This window comes from Alicyclobacillus contaminans DSM 17975, from assembly GCF_000429525.1.
GTDB classification, from domain to species: domain Bacteria; phylum Bacillota; class Bacilli; order Alicyclobacillales; family Alicyclobacillaceae; genus Alicyclobacillus_A; species Alicyclobacillus_A contaminans.
In genome coordinates, this window is the sequence record NZ_AUCA01000013.1 from 1 (window position 1) to 17,970 (window position 17,970).

A 17,970-nucleotide genomic window follows, 5' to 3' on the forward strand; every position below is an offset into this window, starting at 1 on the left:
AGGGTACCTTGGAGAAAGGATGTAGCGTGAGCGCAGGGCGGAATGCAAAGCAGAAGCCCAGGCAATCACGATACACATAGAGGTTCGCGGGGTGTCTGCGAACGGCTCGCTTGAGCGCAGGAGTGAGCAGACACCCACGAACCGGGTCTGGTGGCGATAGCGGAGGGGAAACACGCGTACCCATCCCGAACACGACCGTTAAGACCTCCAGCGCCGAGGATACTTGGGGCGGGAGCCCCTGGGAACGTAGGACGCTGCCAGGCGAAGGAACATGAGCCCAACAGGTCTTCACCTGTTGGGCTCTTTGTGTGTTCAAGTGACCAAAGTGTTCCGCCCGCTCATCCAAAATTGGGCCGAGGGTTACAACGGGCGAATCGAATCGGCGCGGATGGCGCTGCTGCGCCTTCACGGCCGGTCAGACTCTGCCTTGAGCAGGCCGTTCAGAAACAGTGACGAAAAGACTTCGGCCACCTCTTCTGCGGAGAGCTGTCCGTCTGGATTGAACCACCGGTAGACCCAATTGCACGAGCCGAGGATGGCCAGTGCCGTAACTTTGGGATGGGTGACTTGAAACTCTCCATTGGCATTGCCCTCTTCGAGGATGCGGGTCCACAGGTCCACATATTTGTCCGTGAGATCTTGAATCATCTGATGTTGGTTTTCACCCAAAGAAAACGCTTCTCGCAGCAATACGGTCGTCGTCTGCAGATTCGACACAGAGACGGTCAGATGGTTCGCAATCGCTTGAACCAGCTTTTGCTTCGCCGACATATTCGTTGCAAGGGTTCGTTCGAGGCGCTGATTGAATTCTGAAATGGCCTGATGCGCGATTTGCAGCAGCAGATCCTCTTTGGAGTGAATGTAATGGTACAAGCTGCCCTTCTGCAGACCGACCGCATCCGCGATATCCTGCACGGAAGTGGCATGGTAGCCCTTCTGTTCGAAAAGCTTCACCGCCGCTAACGCAATTTCCATGTGTTTATTGGAAGGCATTGTGGACAACCTTTCTGTCTGACGAGTTCAAATGGCTTTCATTGTGCTATTAATCAAGAAGTGTAGACGGAATCGTCCCTTCGGTCAACGAACCCTGTGAACCGCAAGAATCCGGGCCGCGCGGTTTGGTCATCATAGTACAAGCGGACGATTGCATTTTGACGGCGTGTGGAGTAATATAGTCAACAAACATCAAGGTCAACAAAAGTCAAAGTCAAGGAGCTTATTGCCCGAGAGGGACGGCATCGTTTGGAGTAACGGAGGAGGAGTTCATGGGTAACAACATCTCAGATTTTATCGAGAGATATCTGAAGCAGATCTTGCAGCAGAGCCAGACCGGCGTTGTGGAACTGCAACGGAGTGAACTCGCCGAGTTGTTTCAATGTGTGCCTTCCCAAATCAATTACGTCATCAGCACACGTTTTTCGGTTGATCACGGCTATATGGTGGAGTCTAAACGCGGCGGCGGCGGGTACATCCGGATTCGGCAGATCCGGCTCGACCAAAACGAGCCCTTGCTGCGCGTGGCGCAATCGGTTGGCAACGCGGTCAGTCAGCGTGAAGCCGAGGGCATGATTGATCGGTTGCGCCGCGAGGATGTCATCACAGACCGGGAAATGGCCATGTTGAAGAGCGCGGTGAGCAGAGAAGCGCTTCCCGTCGATCTACCGCTTCGCGACGAGTTGCGCGCCCGTCTCGTGACGCAGATGCTTGTGGCTTTAGCCGGGGCGCGCAAGGAGACTTGAGGTGACAAGGAGGGAGCCGAAATGCTCTGTCAGAGATGTCATGAGCGACAGGCGACCGTTCATTTGAAAAAGGTTGTCTCGGGAGAAGAAACCGAGTACCACCTGTGCGAAGTTTGCGCAATGGAGCAGGGAGATTGGATTGCAAAAGCGATGAAGGCGTTCGACTTCAACCACCTTCTCAGTGGGCTTTTGAACACCGATTCATCACCTGGAATCCCCTCTCAGGTTCAGGCTCCGTTGCGTTGCGATGTCTGCGGTATGACGTATCAGCAGTTCACGGATGTGGGGCGATTTGGCTGCCCGCACTGTTACAAGAGCTTTGCGCCCAGACTGAACGCGTTGTTGCGGCGGATTCAGAGCAGCACGACGCATACGGGGAAAGTTCCGAATCGTGCGGGCGAAGCCGTGCAGCGGCGACGGCGGTTGGAGCAGCTGCGAAAGCAACTCAATCAAGCCATTGCTGCGGAACGGTACGAGGAGGCCGCACACTTACGGGATCAAATTCGTCAACTGGAGCAGGCGTCCGGCCACTGAGTGTGGAATGGTTGTACTGCCCTGGAAAGTGAGGCGAAGAACGATGTCGCTCAGCGATTTCATGCAGCAAGCCATGAGCCGCTGGATGAAAGGAGGCGGGCCGCAGGACGACATCATCCTGTCCAGCCGCATACGGATTGCGCGGAATCTGCAGGACCTGCCGTTTCCCATCCTTCAGACGGACGTGCATGCGGAGCAGGTCATCTCCGATGTCCAGAACGCCATGGCACACCCTGATGTGCAAAAACTAGGTACGTTTGAATTTGCGCGCTGCCGTGAGATGTCCCAGTTGGATCGGCACGTATTAGTAGAAAAACACCTCATCAGCAAGGACTTGGCAGATCAGGTTCGTCACGGTGCGGTCGTTTTGCGGAACGACGAAGTGATGAGCATTATGATCAATGAAGAGGACCATCTTCGCATACAGGTGATCATGCCCGGTTTTCGCCTGACGGAGGCTTGGCAACTCGCGAATGCTATGGACGATGCCCTGGAGGGGCAACTTCCCTACGCCTTCGATGATACGCTGGGCTACCTGACGGCCTGCCCGACCAACGTCGGAACGGGCATTCGAGCATCCGTGATGATGCATCTGCCCGGATTGGTTCTGTCAGGACAGGTGAATCGCATGCTGTCCGCCGTCTCTCAGGTCGGGCTGACCGTGCGCGGCCTGTACGGCGAGGGGAGTGAGGCGGCCGGCAATATCTTTCAGGTTTCAAACCAGGTCACTTTGGGCGAATCTGAAGAAGAGATCATCAACAACCTGTCGAGCGTGGTGCAGCAATTGATTGATCATGAGCGCGCGGCGCGACGGGCGCTCCTGCAGCAAAACCGCGAGGTGTTGGAGGACAGGGTGTGCAGATCCTTCGGTATTCTCGCCTACGCGCGTCGGATGGATTCCAAGGAATCGCTGCAGCGCCTGTCCGATGTTCGCCTGGGGATTGATCTCGGGATCATCAAGGGCGTCTCCGCTGGAATCCTGCAGGAACTCACAGTCATGACGCAACCGGCGTTCTTGCAGAAATACTATGGACAAGAATTGGGACCTAGTGAACGAGATATCCGTCGCGCCACTTTGATTCGCGAACGCTTGCGATTAGATACGGAGGTGCGTTGACTATGTACACCCGCTTCACGGAACGTGCGCAAAAGGTGCTCGCATTGGCTCAAGAGGAGGCGTCTCGACTGCACCACCCCGGCGTTGGCACCGAGCATATCCTGCTCGGTCTGGTCCGCGAAGGTGATGGCATTGCGGCCAAGGCACTGTCTTCGTTGGGTGTCAGCGCCGAGAAGGTTCAGCAGGAAGTGGAAAAAATCATCGGTCCCGGTCAGAGTCAAACCAGCGCCATGACGTACACCCCCCGCGCCAAAAAGGTGATTGAGCTATCCATCGACGAAGCGCGCAAGCTCAATCACACTTACGTCGGCACCGAGCACATTTTGTTGGGGCTAATTCGTGAAGGCGAGGGTGTGGCGGCACGGGTGCTGGCCAACCTGAACATCAGCCTCAACAAGGCGCGTCAACAGGTTCTGCAGTTGCTCGGTGGCGAGCATGTGGATGCGGGTGGAGACAAGGACTCGGCGGCGGGAACGCCCACGTTGGATTCGCTCGCCCGAGACTTGACTCAAATGGCGCGGGACGGCAAGCTCGATCCGGTGATTGGCCGCAGCACTGAGATTGAACGCGTCATCCAGGTTCTGTCCCGACGCACCAAAAACAACCCTGTGCTGATTGGCGAACCGGGGGTTGGGAAAACGGCGATTGCCGAAGGTTTGGCCCAGCGCATTGTGGCAGGAGACATTCCGGAAACCCTGCGCAACAAACGGGTTATGGTGCTGGACATGGGAACAGTGGTGGCCGGCACCAAGTACCGCGGTGAATTTGAAGATCGGCTGAAGAAAATCACGGAAGAGATCCGTCACGCCGGCAATGTGATTCTGTTTATCGATGAACTGCACACACTGATTGGCGCTGGAGGCGCCGAGGGGGCCATCGATGCGTCCAACATTCTGAAGCCCGCGTTGGCCCGCGGCGAACTGCAGTGTATCGGCGCGACGACGCTGGACGAATACAGGAAACACATTGAGAAAGACGCAGCGCTCGAACGTCGTTTCCAACCCATCACGGTGGATCAGCCGTCACCGGAAGAAGCGGTGTTGATTCTAAAAGGTCTGAGGGACCGGTACGAAGCGCATCATCGCGTGAAAATCACGGATGAAGCGCTGGAGTCGGCGGTGCGCTTGTCCGACAGGTACATCACGGATCGGTTCTTGCCGGATAAAGCGATAGATCTGATTGACGAAGCGGCCTCGCGCGTCCGTCTGCAGAGCCATACGGCACCGCCGAATCTAAAGGAACTGGAAGCGCAGTTGGAAAAGGTCCGCAACGAGAAAGACGCGGCGGTGCAGAGCCAGGAGTTTGAGAAGGCGGCGGCGATGCGGGACCAGGAGCAGAAGTTGAAACAGGAACTGGAGTCCCGCAAGAACGAGTGGAAACGAATGCAGGACGACAACGACATCAAGGTCACGGCGGAAGATATCGCCCACATCGTGGCCGCGTGGACGGGCATTCCCGTCAAGCAATTGGCCGAGGAAGAATCGGAGCGGCTGCTCAATATGGAAAAGATTCTTCACGACCGGGTGATTGGCCAGCAGGAAGCGGTGCAGGCGGTGTCCCGGGCCATCCGTCGGGCGCGGGCCGGGCTGAAGGATCCGAAGCGCCCCATCGGATCATTCATATTCCTCGGGCCCACGGGCGTTGGCAAGACCGAGTTGGCGCGTGCCCTAGCGGCTGCCATGTTCGGGGATGAGGACGCCATGATCCGGATTGACATGTCGGAATACATGGAGCGTCATACGACCTCCCGCTTGGTCGGGGCGCCTCCTGGTTACGTGGGCTATGAGGAAGGCGGACAACTCACGGAGAAAGTTCGCCGTAAGCCGTACTCCGTTGTGTTGCTGGACGAGGTGGAAAAGGCGCATCCCGAGGTGTTCAACATTCTCCTGCAAGTGTTGGATGACGGGCGGTTGACCGACGGGAAAGGCCGTACCGTGGACTTCCGGAATACGGTGATCATCATGACGTCCAACGTCGGTGCGGAAATGATTCGCAAAGGCAGCAGTCTCGGCTTCAGGCCAGACACCGCCAACCAGTACGACGACATGAAAACGAAGGTGATGGACGAACTGAAAAAGTCATTCCGGCCCGAGTTTCTCAACCGGATTGACGAAATCATTGTGTTCCATCCGTTGAACGAGTCGGAAATTGGAGAGATTGTCGATCTGCTGGTGCGCGAATTGCAAAAGCGTCTGGAGGAACAGGATATTCGCTTCCAATTGACCGACAAGGCCAAGGCGTTCCTGGCCAAAGAAGGTTTTGACCCGCAATACGGTGCGCGGCCGCTGAAGCGCGCCATTCAGCGCCACATCGAAGACAAGTTGTCCGAGGCGCTGTTGGCGGGGAAGGTGAAGCGCGGCGACCGGGTGACCATCGACGCAGACGATACGGGCTTGGTGATTCAGCCGGCAGCCGTGCAGGCCACCTGACCGTCTCTCGGTGTCCGTTGAAATCCGCAGTGGACTTCGTTTCCACTGCGGATTTTTAACACCTGACGATGTCCATTCGGGCGAAGATTCGGTATGATGGTGCATACAACCAAGCACGGACAGGTGGGGAATCAGGTTGGCCAAGTTGTCCACGAAGTTTGTCTGCCAAGAGTGCGGTTACGAGTCCGTTAAGTGGAACGGTCGCTGCCCAGGGTGCGGCCAGTGGAACACGTTCGTCGAAGAAGTGGCGGCTCCCCGCGCTCGAGCCCATGCGGCGGAGAACCAGGCGGTGCGTGTGCACCCGCTGCCGATAGGGGATATTCCGTCTCAGCAGGAGCGAAGGTTCACGACAGGGATGGCGGAGACCGACCGGGTGCTCGGAGGCGGCGTGGTCGCCGGGTCGCTGGTGTTAATTGGCGGGGATCCCGGTATCGGGAAATCCACGTTGCTGTTGCAGCTGTCACATCATCTGGCGGCAGCAGGCAAGAAAGTGTTGTACGTTTCGGGGGAAGAGTCCGCAACGCAGTTGAAATTGCGCGCGGAGCGCCTGCAAACGATGCATGACAATATCTACGTGTTGGCGGAAACGGACTTGGATGCGGCGATGTTTACGGTGGAACAGATGAAACCGGAATTTCTGATTGTGGACTCCATTCAGACCGTGTATCGACCCGCCATGACGTCGGCGCCTGGAAGTGTGTCGCAGGTCAAGGAATGCACCGGCCTGCTGCTCAGGACCGCCAAGTCGCTGAACATTGCCACGTTCATCGTGGGGCACGTTACAAAGGAGGGCAATCTGGCGGGCCCGCGAATGCTGGAACACATGGTTGACGCGGTGCTATACTTTGAGGGGGAGCGGCACCATACGTATCGAGTGCTGCGCGCTGTCAAGAATCGATTTGGTTCAACGCATGAGCTGGCGATTTTTGACATGGTTGAAGACGGTCTCCGAGAAGTCTCCAATCCGTCGGAGATGTTTCTGTCAGAGCGTGCGGACATGTTGCCGGGATCTGCTGTCGTGGCGGCGATGGAAGGATCTCGGCCATTGCTGTTGGAAGTGCAAGCGCTCGTGGCGCCGACCACGTTCGCCACGCCGCGGCGGATGGCGACCGGCGCTGACCCAAATCGTGTCAGTTTGATCATGGCAGTGCTCGAAAAGCGGCTGGGGCTGCGTTTGCAGGCGTTGGATGCGTATGTCAACCTGGCCGGAGGTGTGCGTATCGACGAGCCGGCGTTGGATTTGGGGGTGGCGATGGCCATCGCGTCCAGCCTGCGGGATGTGCCTCTGCCTGCCGGAGATGTGTACATTGGGGAAGTTGGATTGACAGGCGAGGTTCGGTCGGTGTCCAAGTTGGAACAGCGATTAAAGGAAGCGGAAAAACTGGGGTTCAGCCGCTGCATTGTGCCTGCGTACAGTCTGCGCGGGCGGCGACGGCCGGGGAACATCGACGTTGTCGGGGTGCAATCAGTGGCGGAGGCTATGGGAATGGTCATGTAGGGGTGTGCGCATGAGGGACGACACGAAGCGGGAAACGACCATTAACAAAATTCTGAGAATGGTGGCGCCGGGCACGGTGCTTCGCGAGGGCATCGAAAACATCTTGCGTGCCAAGACCGGCGGGTTGATTGTTGTGGGCGCCACGGACGCGGTGCTCAGCATCGTGGACGGAGGGTTTACGATTCAGTGTGATTTGACGCCATCCCACCTCTACGAATTGGCCAAGATGGATGGCGCCATCGTCATCAGCGAAGATCTCAAAAAAGTGTTGTACGCCAACACGAACTTGAATCCAGATCACACCATTTCGACGTCGGAAACGGGAACGCGCCATCGCACTGCGGAGCGTGTGGCCAAGCAGACCGGACAGCTGGTCATCTGTATTTCACAGCGACGCAATGTCATCACGCTGTACCAAGGCAACTTCAAGTACAGCTTGAAGGATATCGGTGTGATTCTAACCAAGGCAAATCAGGCGATTCAAACCCTGGAAAAATACAAAGCCGTTTTGGATCAGGGTCTGACCAATCTGAGTGCCCTGGAGTTTGAGGAATTGGTGACGCTTCAGGAGGTCACCCTGGTTCTTCAACGTTTTGAAATGGTGCTTCGCATTAAATCGGAGATTCGGCGATATATTACCGAATTAGGCAGCGAAGGTCGGCTCATCAGCATGCAGTTGGATGAGTTGGTGGCCCGTGTGGACGAAGAGGCGTACCTGTTGGTCAAAGACTACGCCAGGTTGGATGCGGATCAGACGCCGCACCAAGTGCTCTCCGCGATTCACGAGCTCTCGTCAGAGGAGCTGTTGGACGGTGCGACGTTGGCGAGAATTTTGGGGTATCCCAACACCACCAACATTGGCGACGAGCCGGTGGCGTCGCGGGGGTATCGGATCTTGAACAAGATTGCGCGCCTGCCGCAACCGGTCATTGAGAATTTGGTCGAGCACTTTGAAACGCTGTCCAACGTGTTGTCCGCGACCATTGAGGAATTGGACGCGGTGGAAGGTATCGGTGCGGTGCGCGCCCGGGCGATTCGCGACGGATTGAAACGAATTCAGGAACAGGTGTTTGTAGACAGGCATATCTAGCACGAGGAGTGGAGTGACAAGAAGAGTTCGGCGCACAGAGCATGGTTTGCGTTGCATCTCAAGGGGGATTTTCTCATGATAACGAAAGCCGTCCCGAGTCTGTTGACTGTGGCGAACCTGGTTCTTGGACTCATTGCCTTGATCTTATCGTACCAGGGTTTCACCGCAAACGCTGCGCTGTTGGTTGTGATTGGCATGGTGCTGGATGGTATGGACGGCCGGGTGGCCCGCTGGTTGCACGCGGAAAGCCTGTTCGGCAAAGAGCTGGATTCGCTGTCCGATATCGTCACGTTCGGTGTGGCGCCGGCATTCATCATGTACAACACCTCGCTGCACTACGAGGGATGGATGGGGCTCTTTTTGACCGTGATGTTTCCCGTCTGCGGGGCGCTCCGGTTGGCTCGCTTCAACCTGCAGACCAAATCCACGAATTATTTCGTCGGACTACCCATCACGGCTGCGGGGGGTATCCTCGCGACCATGGCGCTGTACCATGGTTTGCTGAATCAGGCAGACATCATCCTGCCACTGGCCATGCTGGTGCTGGCCTTACTGATGGTGAGCCAAGTTCGGTATCCGAACTTTAAGAAGGTCGCCTTTCCAAAGTCGGCGGTGGTGGTGGTTCCACTGCTCGCGATCTTGGTGTTTGTGGTCTTCCGCTATCACCACTCGGCGGTCAATCGATTGATTTTCATTCCCCTCGCCGTCTACGCGCTGTACGGTATCCGGCGCATGTTCAAGAAAGGCAAGTTGGCCGACGATGAAGCAGATGCGCAGATCTATAAGACAAGCATGAAGTAAGCGTATCTGTGATGTAGCCGCCGATAGGCGGCTTTCATACTTTCTGAGACCTTTTGACGGTTTCTCGGGCGGATGTTACACTAGGGGCACTACACCAGAAATTGTTAGACTTTATCGGGCGCGTTATGGTTTCTACGAGAATTGGGTTCGTCCTGATTTGCGCTCACGGGCTGCGTGTTCAGCGGAGGCAATGAGGGTTGAAGTTTGGTTGTGTTGGTGATTGCCCATACTAGTACCAGGAGGTGACGGTGTCATTATGGTACGAAAAATGGTTCAGCTATTTTTTGCGGTCATTGGGGTGGTTCTTGGCTATGAGTTCTGCCCGGACTTATTCCGCCTTCTTCACCTGGATTATCCACCGTTCAGTTACCGATGGTTTGGCGCCCTCCTCGGGGGCAGTGTGTTCGTTTTATGTACCTTTTGGTTGGTCAACTACACCACCACGCTCATCAAATGGGTGGAAGAGAAACTGTTGAAGACGCCGGTGGCGGACATTCTGTCGGGGACCATCGGAATGGTCATCGGCCTTTTGGTCGCCTATCTGTTTGCGCCGGCGATTCGGGTCATCCCCGTGGTGGGGCTGCCCATTCAGTTTTTCGTCAGTATTCTTTTGGCATACCTGGGTTTGCGGATTGGATTCACCAAGCGTGGGGATTTACTGGCCCTGTTCTCGGGGAAACTGTCGTCCAAGGAGAAGGACAAGGACAAGAAAGGATTCCGGGCCGGTGAGGCCAAACTGCTGGATACCAGTGTGATCATTGATGGGAGAATTGCGGACCTGGTGCAGACCGGCTTTCTTGACGGCACACTGGTGATTCCGTCGTTCGTCCTCGAAGAACTGCAGCATATCGCTGACTCATCGGATGTTCTCAAGCGGAATCGAGGACGCCGCGGGCTGGACGTCCTGAATCGCATCCAGAAGGAATCGAAAGTCAAGGTGCAGGTCTACGAGATTGACTTCGATGACATTCAGGAAGTCGATTCGAAGTTGGTGCGCCTGGCCAAACAGATCCACGGGAAAGTGGTGACCAACGACTTCAACCTGAATAAAGTGTGCGAGCTGCAGGGGGTCTCCGTGCTCAACATCAACGATTTGGCGAACGCCTTAAAACCAGTGGTTCTCCCAGGAGAGGAACTGAACGTCCAGGTCATCAAGGACGGAAAGGAACAAAACCAAGGCGTGGCGTACCTGGATGATGGCACCATGATTGTCATCGAAGGGGGACGGGATTATATCGGCGGTCGGGTGGATGTGCTGGTGACCAGTGTGCTGCAAACGTCCGCCGGGCGGATGATTTTTGCGAAGCCCAAGCTGCTGGAGAAAGCACTGTGACCAAGAGGAATGGAACGGGACCGGTGGAGTGCACCGGTCCCCTTTTTACAACCTGCTTGCAATTGAAGGCTGGGCGTGGTGTGATGTAGAACGGGTGAAGTCACGTGGTGCATGGCATTGTGGTTGCGGGCGGGCAAGGGACCCGCATCGGTTTTCAGAAGCAGTTCGCGCAACTGGCCGGCAAAGCCGTGTGGCGCAGATCCGCTGAGGCGTTGCGTGCCGGCGGCGTGGCGCGTATTTGGCTGGCCGTACCGGAAGCGGATGTGGAGCGTTTGTGCCAGGAGATCTCATCGTCGGCGGATGCGGCGTGGCTTACCGTCACAGCCGGTGGCAACAGTCGGTTTGAGTCGGTGCGCAACGCCCTCGCCGCATTGCTGCAAGATGACGAAGGTGCGCGCTGCGACTTCGTGGCCGTGCACGATGCGGCTCGTCCGTTTGTTCACCCCGACGACGTGCGCGCGGTGATTGCCGCCGCGAGATCATGTGGTGGGGCCATTCTGGCCGTGCCGTCACCCGACACGGTGAAATCGGTTCGCGACGGCCGAGTGGTTCACAGCATTCCGAGGGAACAGGTGTGGCTTGCGCAAACGCCGCAGGTGTTCGCGTTGGAGTGGATGCGGAGCCGGTATTTTTCGACGGAGCCTTCCGCCGCGCTGACCGATGACGCGTCGCTGTTTGAAAATGCGTCGCACGAGATTCACGTCGTTCCGGCAACCCAGGAAAATCGAAAGATCACCACGCCCGCGGACTGGGCGTATGCGCAGTGGCTGGCTGCGCAGCGGTGGGGAGGTGTGTAAATGGACAGAGTGGGACTGGGGTTTGATGTCCATGCGTTCGCGCCCGACCGCAGATTGGTTCTCGGCGGTGTGGAAATTCCATTCACACACGGATTGGCCGGGCATTCGGATGCGGACGTGGTGCTGCATGCGGTCATGGACGCGTTGCTTGGCGCCCTGGCATTGGGGGACATCGGGCAACACTTTCCAAACACCGATGAGCGCTATCGAAACGCCGACAGCAAGCTGCTGTGCGAGCAGGTGTACGCGATGATTCGCAGTCGGGGCTATCAGGTGGGGAATATTGACGTTATGATCATGGCGGAACAGCCGAAGATTGCGCCGCACACCACGGCGATGCGCGCGTGCATCGCTGAGTTGGTTGGATGCACCATGGACGCCGTCAGTGTCAAAGCAACGACCATGGAAAAAATGGGGTTTGTCGGCCGACGGGAGGGCATTGCCGCGCAGGCCGTGGTGCTGCTGACGCCAAGCGGGAAGGATGTGCATCAATGACAGTACGGGTTCGGTTTGCCCCGAGTCCGACGGGACACTTACATATTGGCGGTATTCGCACCGCGCTGTTCAACTATCTGTACGCGAAGCACCACCATGGGCAGTTCATCCTGCGGTTCGAGGACACCGATTTGGAGCGGAATATGCCCGGTGCGGAAGAGGAAATTCTGGAGGGATTCCGCTGGCTCGGATTCACCTGGGACGAAGGTCCTGATGTGGGCGGAGAACACGGTCCCTATCGTTGTACGGAACGTCTGGAGATTTACCAACAGTATGCGGACAAGCTGCGCGCTGAGGGCCGCATCTACCCCTGTTTCTGCACGCCTGAGGAGTTGGAGGCGGAACGCGAACAGGCGCAGCGGGAGGGGCGCATGCCGCGCTACAGTGGCAAGTGCCGACACCTCTCGGAGGCAGAACGGGCAGCCAAACTCGCGGAGGGGCGAGTGCCCAACTGGCGATTTGCCATACCCGCCCACCAGGAGATTGCATTCCATGACTTAATTCGCGGCGACGTCCAGTTCCACACAGACGACATGGGGGACTTCGTCGTCGTCAAGTCCAACGGGATCCCGACCTACAATTTCCAGGTGGTGATTGACGACGCGCTGATGGGGATCACGCACGTCATTCGGGGAGAGGAACACCTGTCCAACACCCCGCGCCAGCTGCTGATTTTCCGCGCCCTCGGCTGGGATGAACCGCAGTTCGCACACCTTCCGCAGGTGCTGAACACGGACCGGAAGAAGTTGAGCAAGCGCGATCCGAACGTGATGCCGGTCGCCGCGTATCGCGAGAAGGGCTATCCGCCTGAGGCCATCGTCAACTTCCTGGCACTGCTCGGATGGTCGCCGGGCGGGGAAGAAGAGATCATGAGTCTGGAGGAAATCGCCGAACGCTTCGACCTGGACCGAGTCAGTCGAAGCGGTGCGGTCTTTGATGCCGACAAACTTCGGTGGATGGCTGGACAGTACATCAAACGGATGCCCTTGGCGACCCTGGTGGAAAGCGTATCGCACCAATTGCAAGCGCATGGAATCTCCATTCCGGCGGGCAGGGATGAGCATTGGCTGGATCACGTGGTCTCGTTGTATCAGGAACAGATGAGCTGTGCGGAAGAATTTGTGTCGCTCGCTCGCCGGTTCTTTACTCCGGATGTGACATGGAGCGACGAGGCCACAGCGGTGCTGCGGGAACCGGGCGCGAGCGCGGTGGTGGCCCGCTATTTGGATCTGGCCAAAGCGGACAGCGAGTGGACCGCGGATGCGAGTCGGGCGCGATTCAAAACGATTCAACAGGAACTGGGCGTGAAAGGCAGACAGCTGTACATGCCGGTTCGCGCAGCGGTGACCGGAGAAGTTCACGGGCCGGACTTACAGTTGTCCATCGCCTGTCTGTCGAAGGACTGGGTGCTGCGCCGGCTCCAGGCCGCCTTGCAACGAGCCGCTGAGTGAGACGTTCCGCGATACATTTCTTAGCGGCCACAGCAGCGGGTTGCATCCGATGGGCGTACGGTTTGACAAAACGGCCGCCTTTTGCACAAAATAACGTGTGAGCCAGCGTGGAGATTCCTCTGCGCTTGATATCATGAACGGCAAGGCACTGGGCGGGAGAAATCGCGGGGAACGCGTAGGGTACAGAGAGAGGACGCCGGAGGACCCCGGCTGCAAGCGTCCTTCCCTGCGTTCGCGACGTGCGCCCGTCCGCTTCGGAAGGAACCATCCACCGCGCGGCGGATGCAGTAAAATCCGACGGAATGGCCCCGTTATCGGTCACGTGAGCGGCTGCCCTTGGCAGCAATTCAGAGTGGAACCGCGGTCAACACCGTCTCTGTTGGAGAGACGGTGTTTTTTCACAAGACAGTATCCGGCCATGTTTGTGGGACTGACAGGTGAAGGAAGGGTTGCGTATGACCATACAGTTGTACAATACGCTCACAGGGAAGAAGGAGCCGCTGCAGACGTTGGAACCGGGCAAGGTTCGGTTCTACGCCTGCGGGCCTACGGTCTACAACTATTTTCACGTGGGCAATGCGCGGATGTTCGTCGTGTTTGATACTGTCCGACGGTATCTCGAATACCGCGGTTACGATGTCACGTTCGTGCAAAATTTCACGGACGTCGACGACAAGATTATCCAGCGGGCGATTGAGACAGGCAGCGATGTGCGCAGTGTGGCCAACCATTACATCCAGACGTACTTCGAAGACGCCGATGCGCTCGGCATCCGCCGAGCGACCGTTCATCCCCGTGTTACGGAATGCATTCCGGACATCATTCAATTCATTCAGGATCTGATTGACTCCGGTCATGCATACGTGCGGAATGGAGACGTGTACTTCGATACCTCGTCGTTCCCGGAGTACGGCAAGCTGTCCGGCCAGTCTCCCGAGGATCTGCGCGCGGGATTTCGGATTGAGGTGAATGAAGAAAAGGACGATCCCACCGATTTCGCCCTCTGGAAAGCGGCCAAACCGGGCGAAGAGTTCTGGGAGAGCCCCTGGGGGCCGGGGCGACCGGGATGGCACATCGAGTGCTCGGTGATGAGTCAGAAGTATTTGGGGAAACAGATTGATATACACGGCGGTGGCCGGGATCTCGTTTTCCCGCATCACGAAAACGAGATTGCTCAGAGCGAAGCCCACTCCGGGACCTGGTTCGCGCGGTACTGGATGCACAACGGGACGCTCAACATCAACGGAGAAAAAATGTCGAAGTCGCTAGGGAATTTTATCATGACTCGGGATTTGTTGGCGCAGCGGCCGGCGCGGGCGGTTCGGTTCTTCCTGCTCAGCGCACAGTACCGACATCCCCTGAACTACACGGAGGAGGCCATGGACCAGAGCGAACAGGCCATGGAGCGAATAGATAGGGCGCTCCGGAATCTGTCGTACCGCCGGCAGGTCCTTGAACAGGCCGCAGGCGGATTTCCGCAGGTGGACGACGCTGCGGAACAGCGGGCTCTGGTGGAGGAGGTTCGGCAGCAGTTCATCTCCGTGATGGATGACGATTTCAACACCGCGGACGGCATCTCTGCATTGTTTGAGGGCGTGCGTCGCGCGAACACCTATCTGGCGCGGGATGCGGTATCCACGCAGGGCTTGGACATCTGGGCCGCTTTAATCCGAGAACTGCTGGATGTCCTCGGATTGTCGGCCCCTGCAGCCGAGAATGACCTCACGGCGGAAGTGGAACGGTTGATAACAGAACGCAACGAGGCCCGCAAGCGCCGCGACTTCGCCCGCGCGGATGAAATTCGCCAGCAGCTTCAGACTTGGGGCATCGTCCTGGAGGACACCGCCCAGGGAACGAGATGGTACAGGCGATGACCTCCTGGCAGCCTGGTGTGCTCTCCCCGCTGGAACTGGCGTTCATCGGGGACGCGGTGTGGGAACTGTATGCCCGCAACCATGTCCTCGGAAAGGGTGTGCGGCGCCCTGGACAACTGCACCGGGAGACCACGCGCTACGTTCGGGCGGATGCGCAGGCTGCCGCTGCCGCAGCGCTGTGGGATGACCTGACCTCGGAGGAACAGGCGATTGTGCGCAAAGGTCGTAACGCCAAGTCGGGAACTGTCCGCAAGAACGCGGCGGTGCTCGATTATCGACACAGCACAGGGTTTGAGGCGTTGATTGGATATCTGTATGGACAGGCGGATCGAACGCGTTTGGACGAGGTGTGTGCTCAAGCGCTGAAGTATCTCGACAATCGGGAAGGATGATGCAGATGCCGCGTGGAGGCAGAATTGCAAAGGCCGGAGGGAGGTCCGGTCGAAACGCGGGGGAAGACCGCCGGCGTGGCCGAAAGCTTGAAGATCCGGGAGCGAACCGGAAACGACTGGGTGCGGTGCGAACGGCACCGGCGCAGATGGACGGGCGAGGGACGGCGGAGGCGACTTCACCCCGCGCCAATCTGGTGCACGGACGCCATCCGGTGTTGGAAGCGTTGAAAGCAGGGCGCCCTATCAACAAAATTCTCGTCTCCGACGCGTCGGAAGGCGGAAGTTTGCTTGAAATCCTCGGGAAAGCGCGTGCCGCTGGCGTGGTGGTCCAAACGGTTCCCAAGGCACACCTGCAGAAAGTGGCGGGAGAAAACCACCAGGGCGTGGTCGCGTTCGTGGCGCCGCGAGACTACGTGGAGCTCGACGACCTGGTGGCTCGCGATACGGGACAGCAGCCCCTCATCCTGTTGTTGGATGAAGTGTCCGATCCGTACAACTTTGGCGCCATCCTCCGCACCGCGGAAGCGGTCGGCGCGCAGGGGGTGGTGATTCCCAAGCGGCGGGCCGTGCCGTTGACGGAAACGGTGGCCAAAGCCGCCGCGGGCGCGGTCGAATACGTGCCGGTGGCGCGCGTGTCCAATCTCGTGCAGGCCATCGAGCGTCTTCAGAGTGCCGGATATTGGGTGGTCGGCGCCGACGTGGCGGGGGAGTCTCTGTATACGGACGTGGACTATCGCGGGGCGATTGCGGTGGTGATTGGCGCGGAAGGCAAGGGGCTCAGCAGACTGGTGAAAGAGCGCTGCGACTACTTGGTGAAGTTGCCCATGCACGGCAAGCTGCAGAGCCTGAACGCGTCTGTCGCGGCGGGCGTGTTGTTGTATGAAGTGGTCCGGCAGCGCGGATAAGCGTCGGAGGCGCGGATTGGCCTGTGTGATTGTGGATGGATACAATGTCCTCCCGCACTTGTTTCAATCCGCGCTGGACACTCTCTCGAACATCGAAGAGGCCAGAGGCGAATTGTTGGAGTGGTTGAAAGAATACCGGGCATTCTCAGGGCAGGATGTCATGGTGGTGTACGATGCGCATCAAACCAAGCAGCCCGGATCAGACGAGGACATTGGCGGGGTTCGCGTCATCTTCACGGCCTATCAGGAAACGGCGGATGAACGGATTGAACGCTTGGTCTATGAATTGAGGGATGCGTATCGGAACATCACGGTGGCGACGTCTGACTTGGCAGAACAGCAGGTCGCGTTTGGCGGTGGCGCGCTGCGCATTTCTTCGCGGGAGTTCGCACAGCAGTTGCGGGCGATGAAACAGTCCATTCGGGGGGTGGTCGAGGGGCAGCATCAGCCGCTCCGCAATCCATTGTCTGACAGCGTCCGACAGGATATCGCAAAGATTCTCGAAAAATGGCGGCGGGGGTAATCGATAGATTGACCTTCGTAGATTACATAATGTATAATGCTCACATCGCGACAGCCGATTCGGGGTGATTCCGTGACAACTCAGACAGAAATGTTGAAACATGTTCCTGCCCTTGAGGATCGCACCGACGAAGATCTCGTTGAAGCTGTTCGGAATGGAGATAACGAGGCGCTGGAGTACCTCATTCACAAGTACCGAAATTTTGTTCGTGCGAAGGCGAGAGCCTATTTCCTGATAGGTGCCGACCGCGAAGATATCGTTCAGGAAGGCATGATTGGACTCTACAAGTCCATCCGTGATTTTCGAGAGGATAAGTTGACGTCGTTTAAGGCGTTTGCTGAATTGTGCATCACGCGTCAAATCATCACCGCCATCAAGACGGCGACGCGGCAAAAACACATTCCGCTCAACTCCTACGTGTCACTGGACAAGCCCATCTACGACGAAGATTCGGATCGGACACTGCTGGACATCATTTGCGCAGCGCGCGTGACAGATCCGGAGGAACTCATCATTCACCAAGAAGAGTTTGATGACATCGAGGTCAAAATGTCCGAATTATTAAGCGACTTGGAGCGCAAGGTCTTGATGCTGTACTTGGATGGGCGTTCCTATCAAGAAATCGCGGTGGACTTGGATCGGCATGTGAAGTCGATTGACAACGCGTTGCAGCGCGTGAAGCGAAAATTGGAGAAATATTTGGCTGGTCGAAGGTGAACTGAACACTTCTTGACACGGCGCGGGTCGCTGTGCTACTTTTAAAAAAGTGTATGGGGGTCGAACCCCTTTTATTTATGATGTTGCCCTTTTGAGGGAGGTGTGCCTGATGCGCGTCATTATTACCCTTGCTTGCACGGACTGCAAACAGCGGAACTATACCACGACGAAGAACAAGAAGAACGATCCGGACCGGATTGAACTGAAGAAGTTCTGCCGTTACTGCAACAGCCATACGGTTCATCGTGAAACCCGCTGAACGCGAGGCGCCGTTG

At 57.4% G+C, this 17,970-nt stretch carries 18 protein-coding genes and 1 rRNA gene; 18 read left to right on the forward strand and 1 reads right to left on the reverse strand.

From position 1 onward, the window contains the following. Positions 1 to 146 precede the first annotated feature (146 nt). Positions 147 to 263 (forward strand): 5S ribosomal RNA (rrf, locus tag G463_RS0106910). A 142-nt stretch (positions 264 to 405) separates the two neighbouring features. Here rrf and G463_RS0106915 read toward each other — a convergent pair. Next, a complete protein-coding gene (locus G463_RS0106915; RefSeq protein WP_026974575.1) occupies positions 406 to 993 on the reverse strand; it encodes a TetR/AcrR family transcriptional regulator in 588 nt (195 codons plus the stop codon). A gap of 272 nt (positions 994 to 1,265) precedes the next feature. Here G463_RS0106915 and G463_RS0106920 point away from each other — a divergent pair, with 272 nt between their 5' ends. The 17 genes from G463_RS0106920 (at position 1,266) to rpmG (ending at position 17,954) form a co-directional block, all read left to right on the forward strand. Continuing rightward, a complete protein-coding gene (locus G463_RS0106920; protein WP_026974576.1) occupies positions 1,266 to 1,739 on the forward strand; it encodes a CtsR family transcriptional regulator in 474 nt (157 codons plus the stop codon). Between the two features lie 21 nt (positions 1,740 to 1,760). Then, positions 1,761 to 2,273 (forward strand): UvrB/UvrC motif-containing protein, encoded by a 513-nt coding sequence (locus G463_RS0106925; RefSeq protein ID WP_026974577.1) that lies wholly within the window; start codon positions 1,761 to 1,763, stop codon positions 2,271 to 2,273. 43 nt (positions 2,274 to 2,316) lie between these two features. Further along, positions 2,317 to 3,390, forward strand: a complete 1,074-nt coding sequence (mcsB, locus tag G463_RS0106930) for a protein arginine kinase (RefSeq protein WP_026974578.1) — start codon at positions 2,317 to 2,319, stop codon at positions 3,388 to 3,390. Between the two features lie 2 nt (positions 3,391 to 3,392). Beyond that, positions 3,393 to 5,819, forward strand: a complete 2,427-nt coding sequence (locus G463_RS0106935; RefSeq protein WP_026974579.1) for an ATP-dependent Clp protease ATP-binding subunit — start codon at positions 3,393 to 3,395, stop codon at positions 5,817 to 5,819. A gap of 136 nt (positions 5,820 to 5,955) precedes the next feature. Beyond that, positions 5,956 to 7,317 carry a DNA repair protein RadA gene (gene radA / locus G463_RS0106940; RefSeq protein WP_026974580.1) on the forward strand — a complete coding sequence of 454 codons (1,362 nt, stop codon included), beginning with the start codon at positions 5,956 to 5,958 and terminating at the stop codon, positions 7,315 to 7,317. A 10-nt stretch (positions 7,318 to 7,327) separates the two neighbouring features. Then, complete coding sequence (gene disA, locus G463_RS0106945) at positions 7,328 to 8,407, forward strand: DNA integrity scanning diadenylate cyclase DisA (protein WP_026974581.1); 1,080 nt, start codon at positions 7,328 to 7,330, stop codon at positions 8,405 to 8,407. A gap of 75 nt (positions 8,408 to 8,482) precedes the next feature. After that, on the forward strand, positions 8,483 to 9,208 hold the full coding sequence (pssA, locus tag G463_RS0106950; RefSeq protein ID WP_026974582.1) for a CDP-diacylglycerol--serine O-phosphatidyltransferase: 726 nt from the start codon (positions 8,483 to 8,485) through the stop codon (positions 9,206 to 9,208). 256 nt (positions 9,209 to 9,464) lie between these two features. Then, complete coding sequence (locus G463_RS0106955) at positions 9,465 to 10,541, forward strand: PIN/TRAM domain-containing protein (RefSeq protein WP_026974583.1); 1,077 nt, start codon at positions 9,465 to 9,467, stop codon at positions 10,539 to 10,541. Positions 10,542 to 10,645: 104 nt separating this feature from the next. Next, positions 10,646 to 11,338, forward strand: coding sequence for an IspD/TarI family cytidylyltransferase (locus G463_RS0106960; protein WP_026974584.1), 693 nt, complete (start codon positions 10,646 to 10,648; stop codon positions 11,336 to 11,338). Continuing rightward, a complete protein-coding gene (gene ispF / locus G463_RS0106965) occupies positions 11,339 to 11,833 on the forward strand; it encodes a 2-C-methyl-D-erythritol 2,4-cyclodiphosphate synthase (protein ID WP_026974585.1) in 495 nt (164 codons plus the stop codon). After that, positions 11,830 to 13,284, forward strand: coding sequence for a glutamate--tRNA ligase (gene gltX, locus G463_RS0106970; RefSeq protein ID WP_026974586.1), 1,455 nt, complete (start codon positions 11,830 to 11,832; stop codon positions 13,282 to 13,284). Before ispF ends, gltX begins: the two co-directional genes overlap by 4 nt. A 455-nt stretch (positions 13,285 to 13,739) precedes the next feature. Beyond that, the gene (gene cysS, locus G463_RS0106975; RefSeq protein WP_026974587.1) at positions 13,740 to 15,158 is read left to right on the forward strand and encodes a cysteine--tRNA ligase; all 1,419 of its coding nucleotides are present in this window, start codon (positions 13,740 to 13,742) and stop codon (positions 15,156 to 15,158) included. Further along, positions 15,155 to 15,550, forward strand: coding sequence for a Mini-ribonuclease 3 (locus G463_RS0106980; protein ID WP_026974588.1), 396 nt, complete (start codon positions 15,155 to 15,157; stop codon positions 15,548 to 15,550). Before cysS ends, G463_RS0106980 begins: the two co-directional genes overlap by 4 nt. A gap of 5 nt (positions 15,551 to 15,555) precedes the next feature. Next, complete coding sequence (gene rlmB / locus G463_RS0106985) at positions 15,556 to 16,455, forward strand: 23S rRNA (guanosine(2251)-2'-O)-methyltransferase RlmB (RefSeq protein WP_342663813.1); 900 nt, start codon at positions 15,556 to 15,558, stop codon at positions 16,453 to 16,455. Next, a complete protein-coding gene (locus tag G463_RS0106990; protein WP_035486159.1) occupies positions 16,430 to 16,978 on the forward strand; it encodes an NYN domain-containing protein in 549 nt (182 codons plus the stop codon). The genes rlmB and G463_RS0106990 overlap by 26 nt, the downstream gene beginning before the upstream one ends. A gap of 90 nt (positions 16,979 to 17,068) precedes the next feature. Further along, positions 17,069 to 17,695 (forward strand): RNA polymerase sporulation sigma factor SigH, encoded by a 627-nt coding sequence (gene sigH / locus G463_RS0106995; protein ID WP_051322046.1) that lies wholly within the window; start codon positions 17,069 to 17,071, stop codon positions 17,693 to 17,695. A 109-nt stretch (positions 17,696 to 17,804) separates the two neighbouring features. Next, the gene (gene rpmG / locus G463_RS0107000; protein ID WP_026974592.1) at positions 17,805 to 17,954 is read left to right on the forward strand and encodes a 50S ribosomal protein L33; all 150 of its coding nucleotides are present in this window, start codon (positions 17,805 to 17,807) and stop codon (positions 17,952 to 17,954) included. Positions 17,955 to 17,970: the final 16 nt, after the last annotated feature.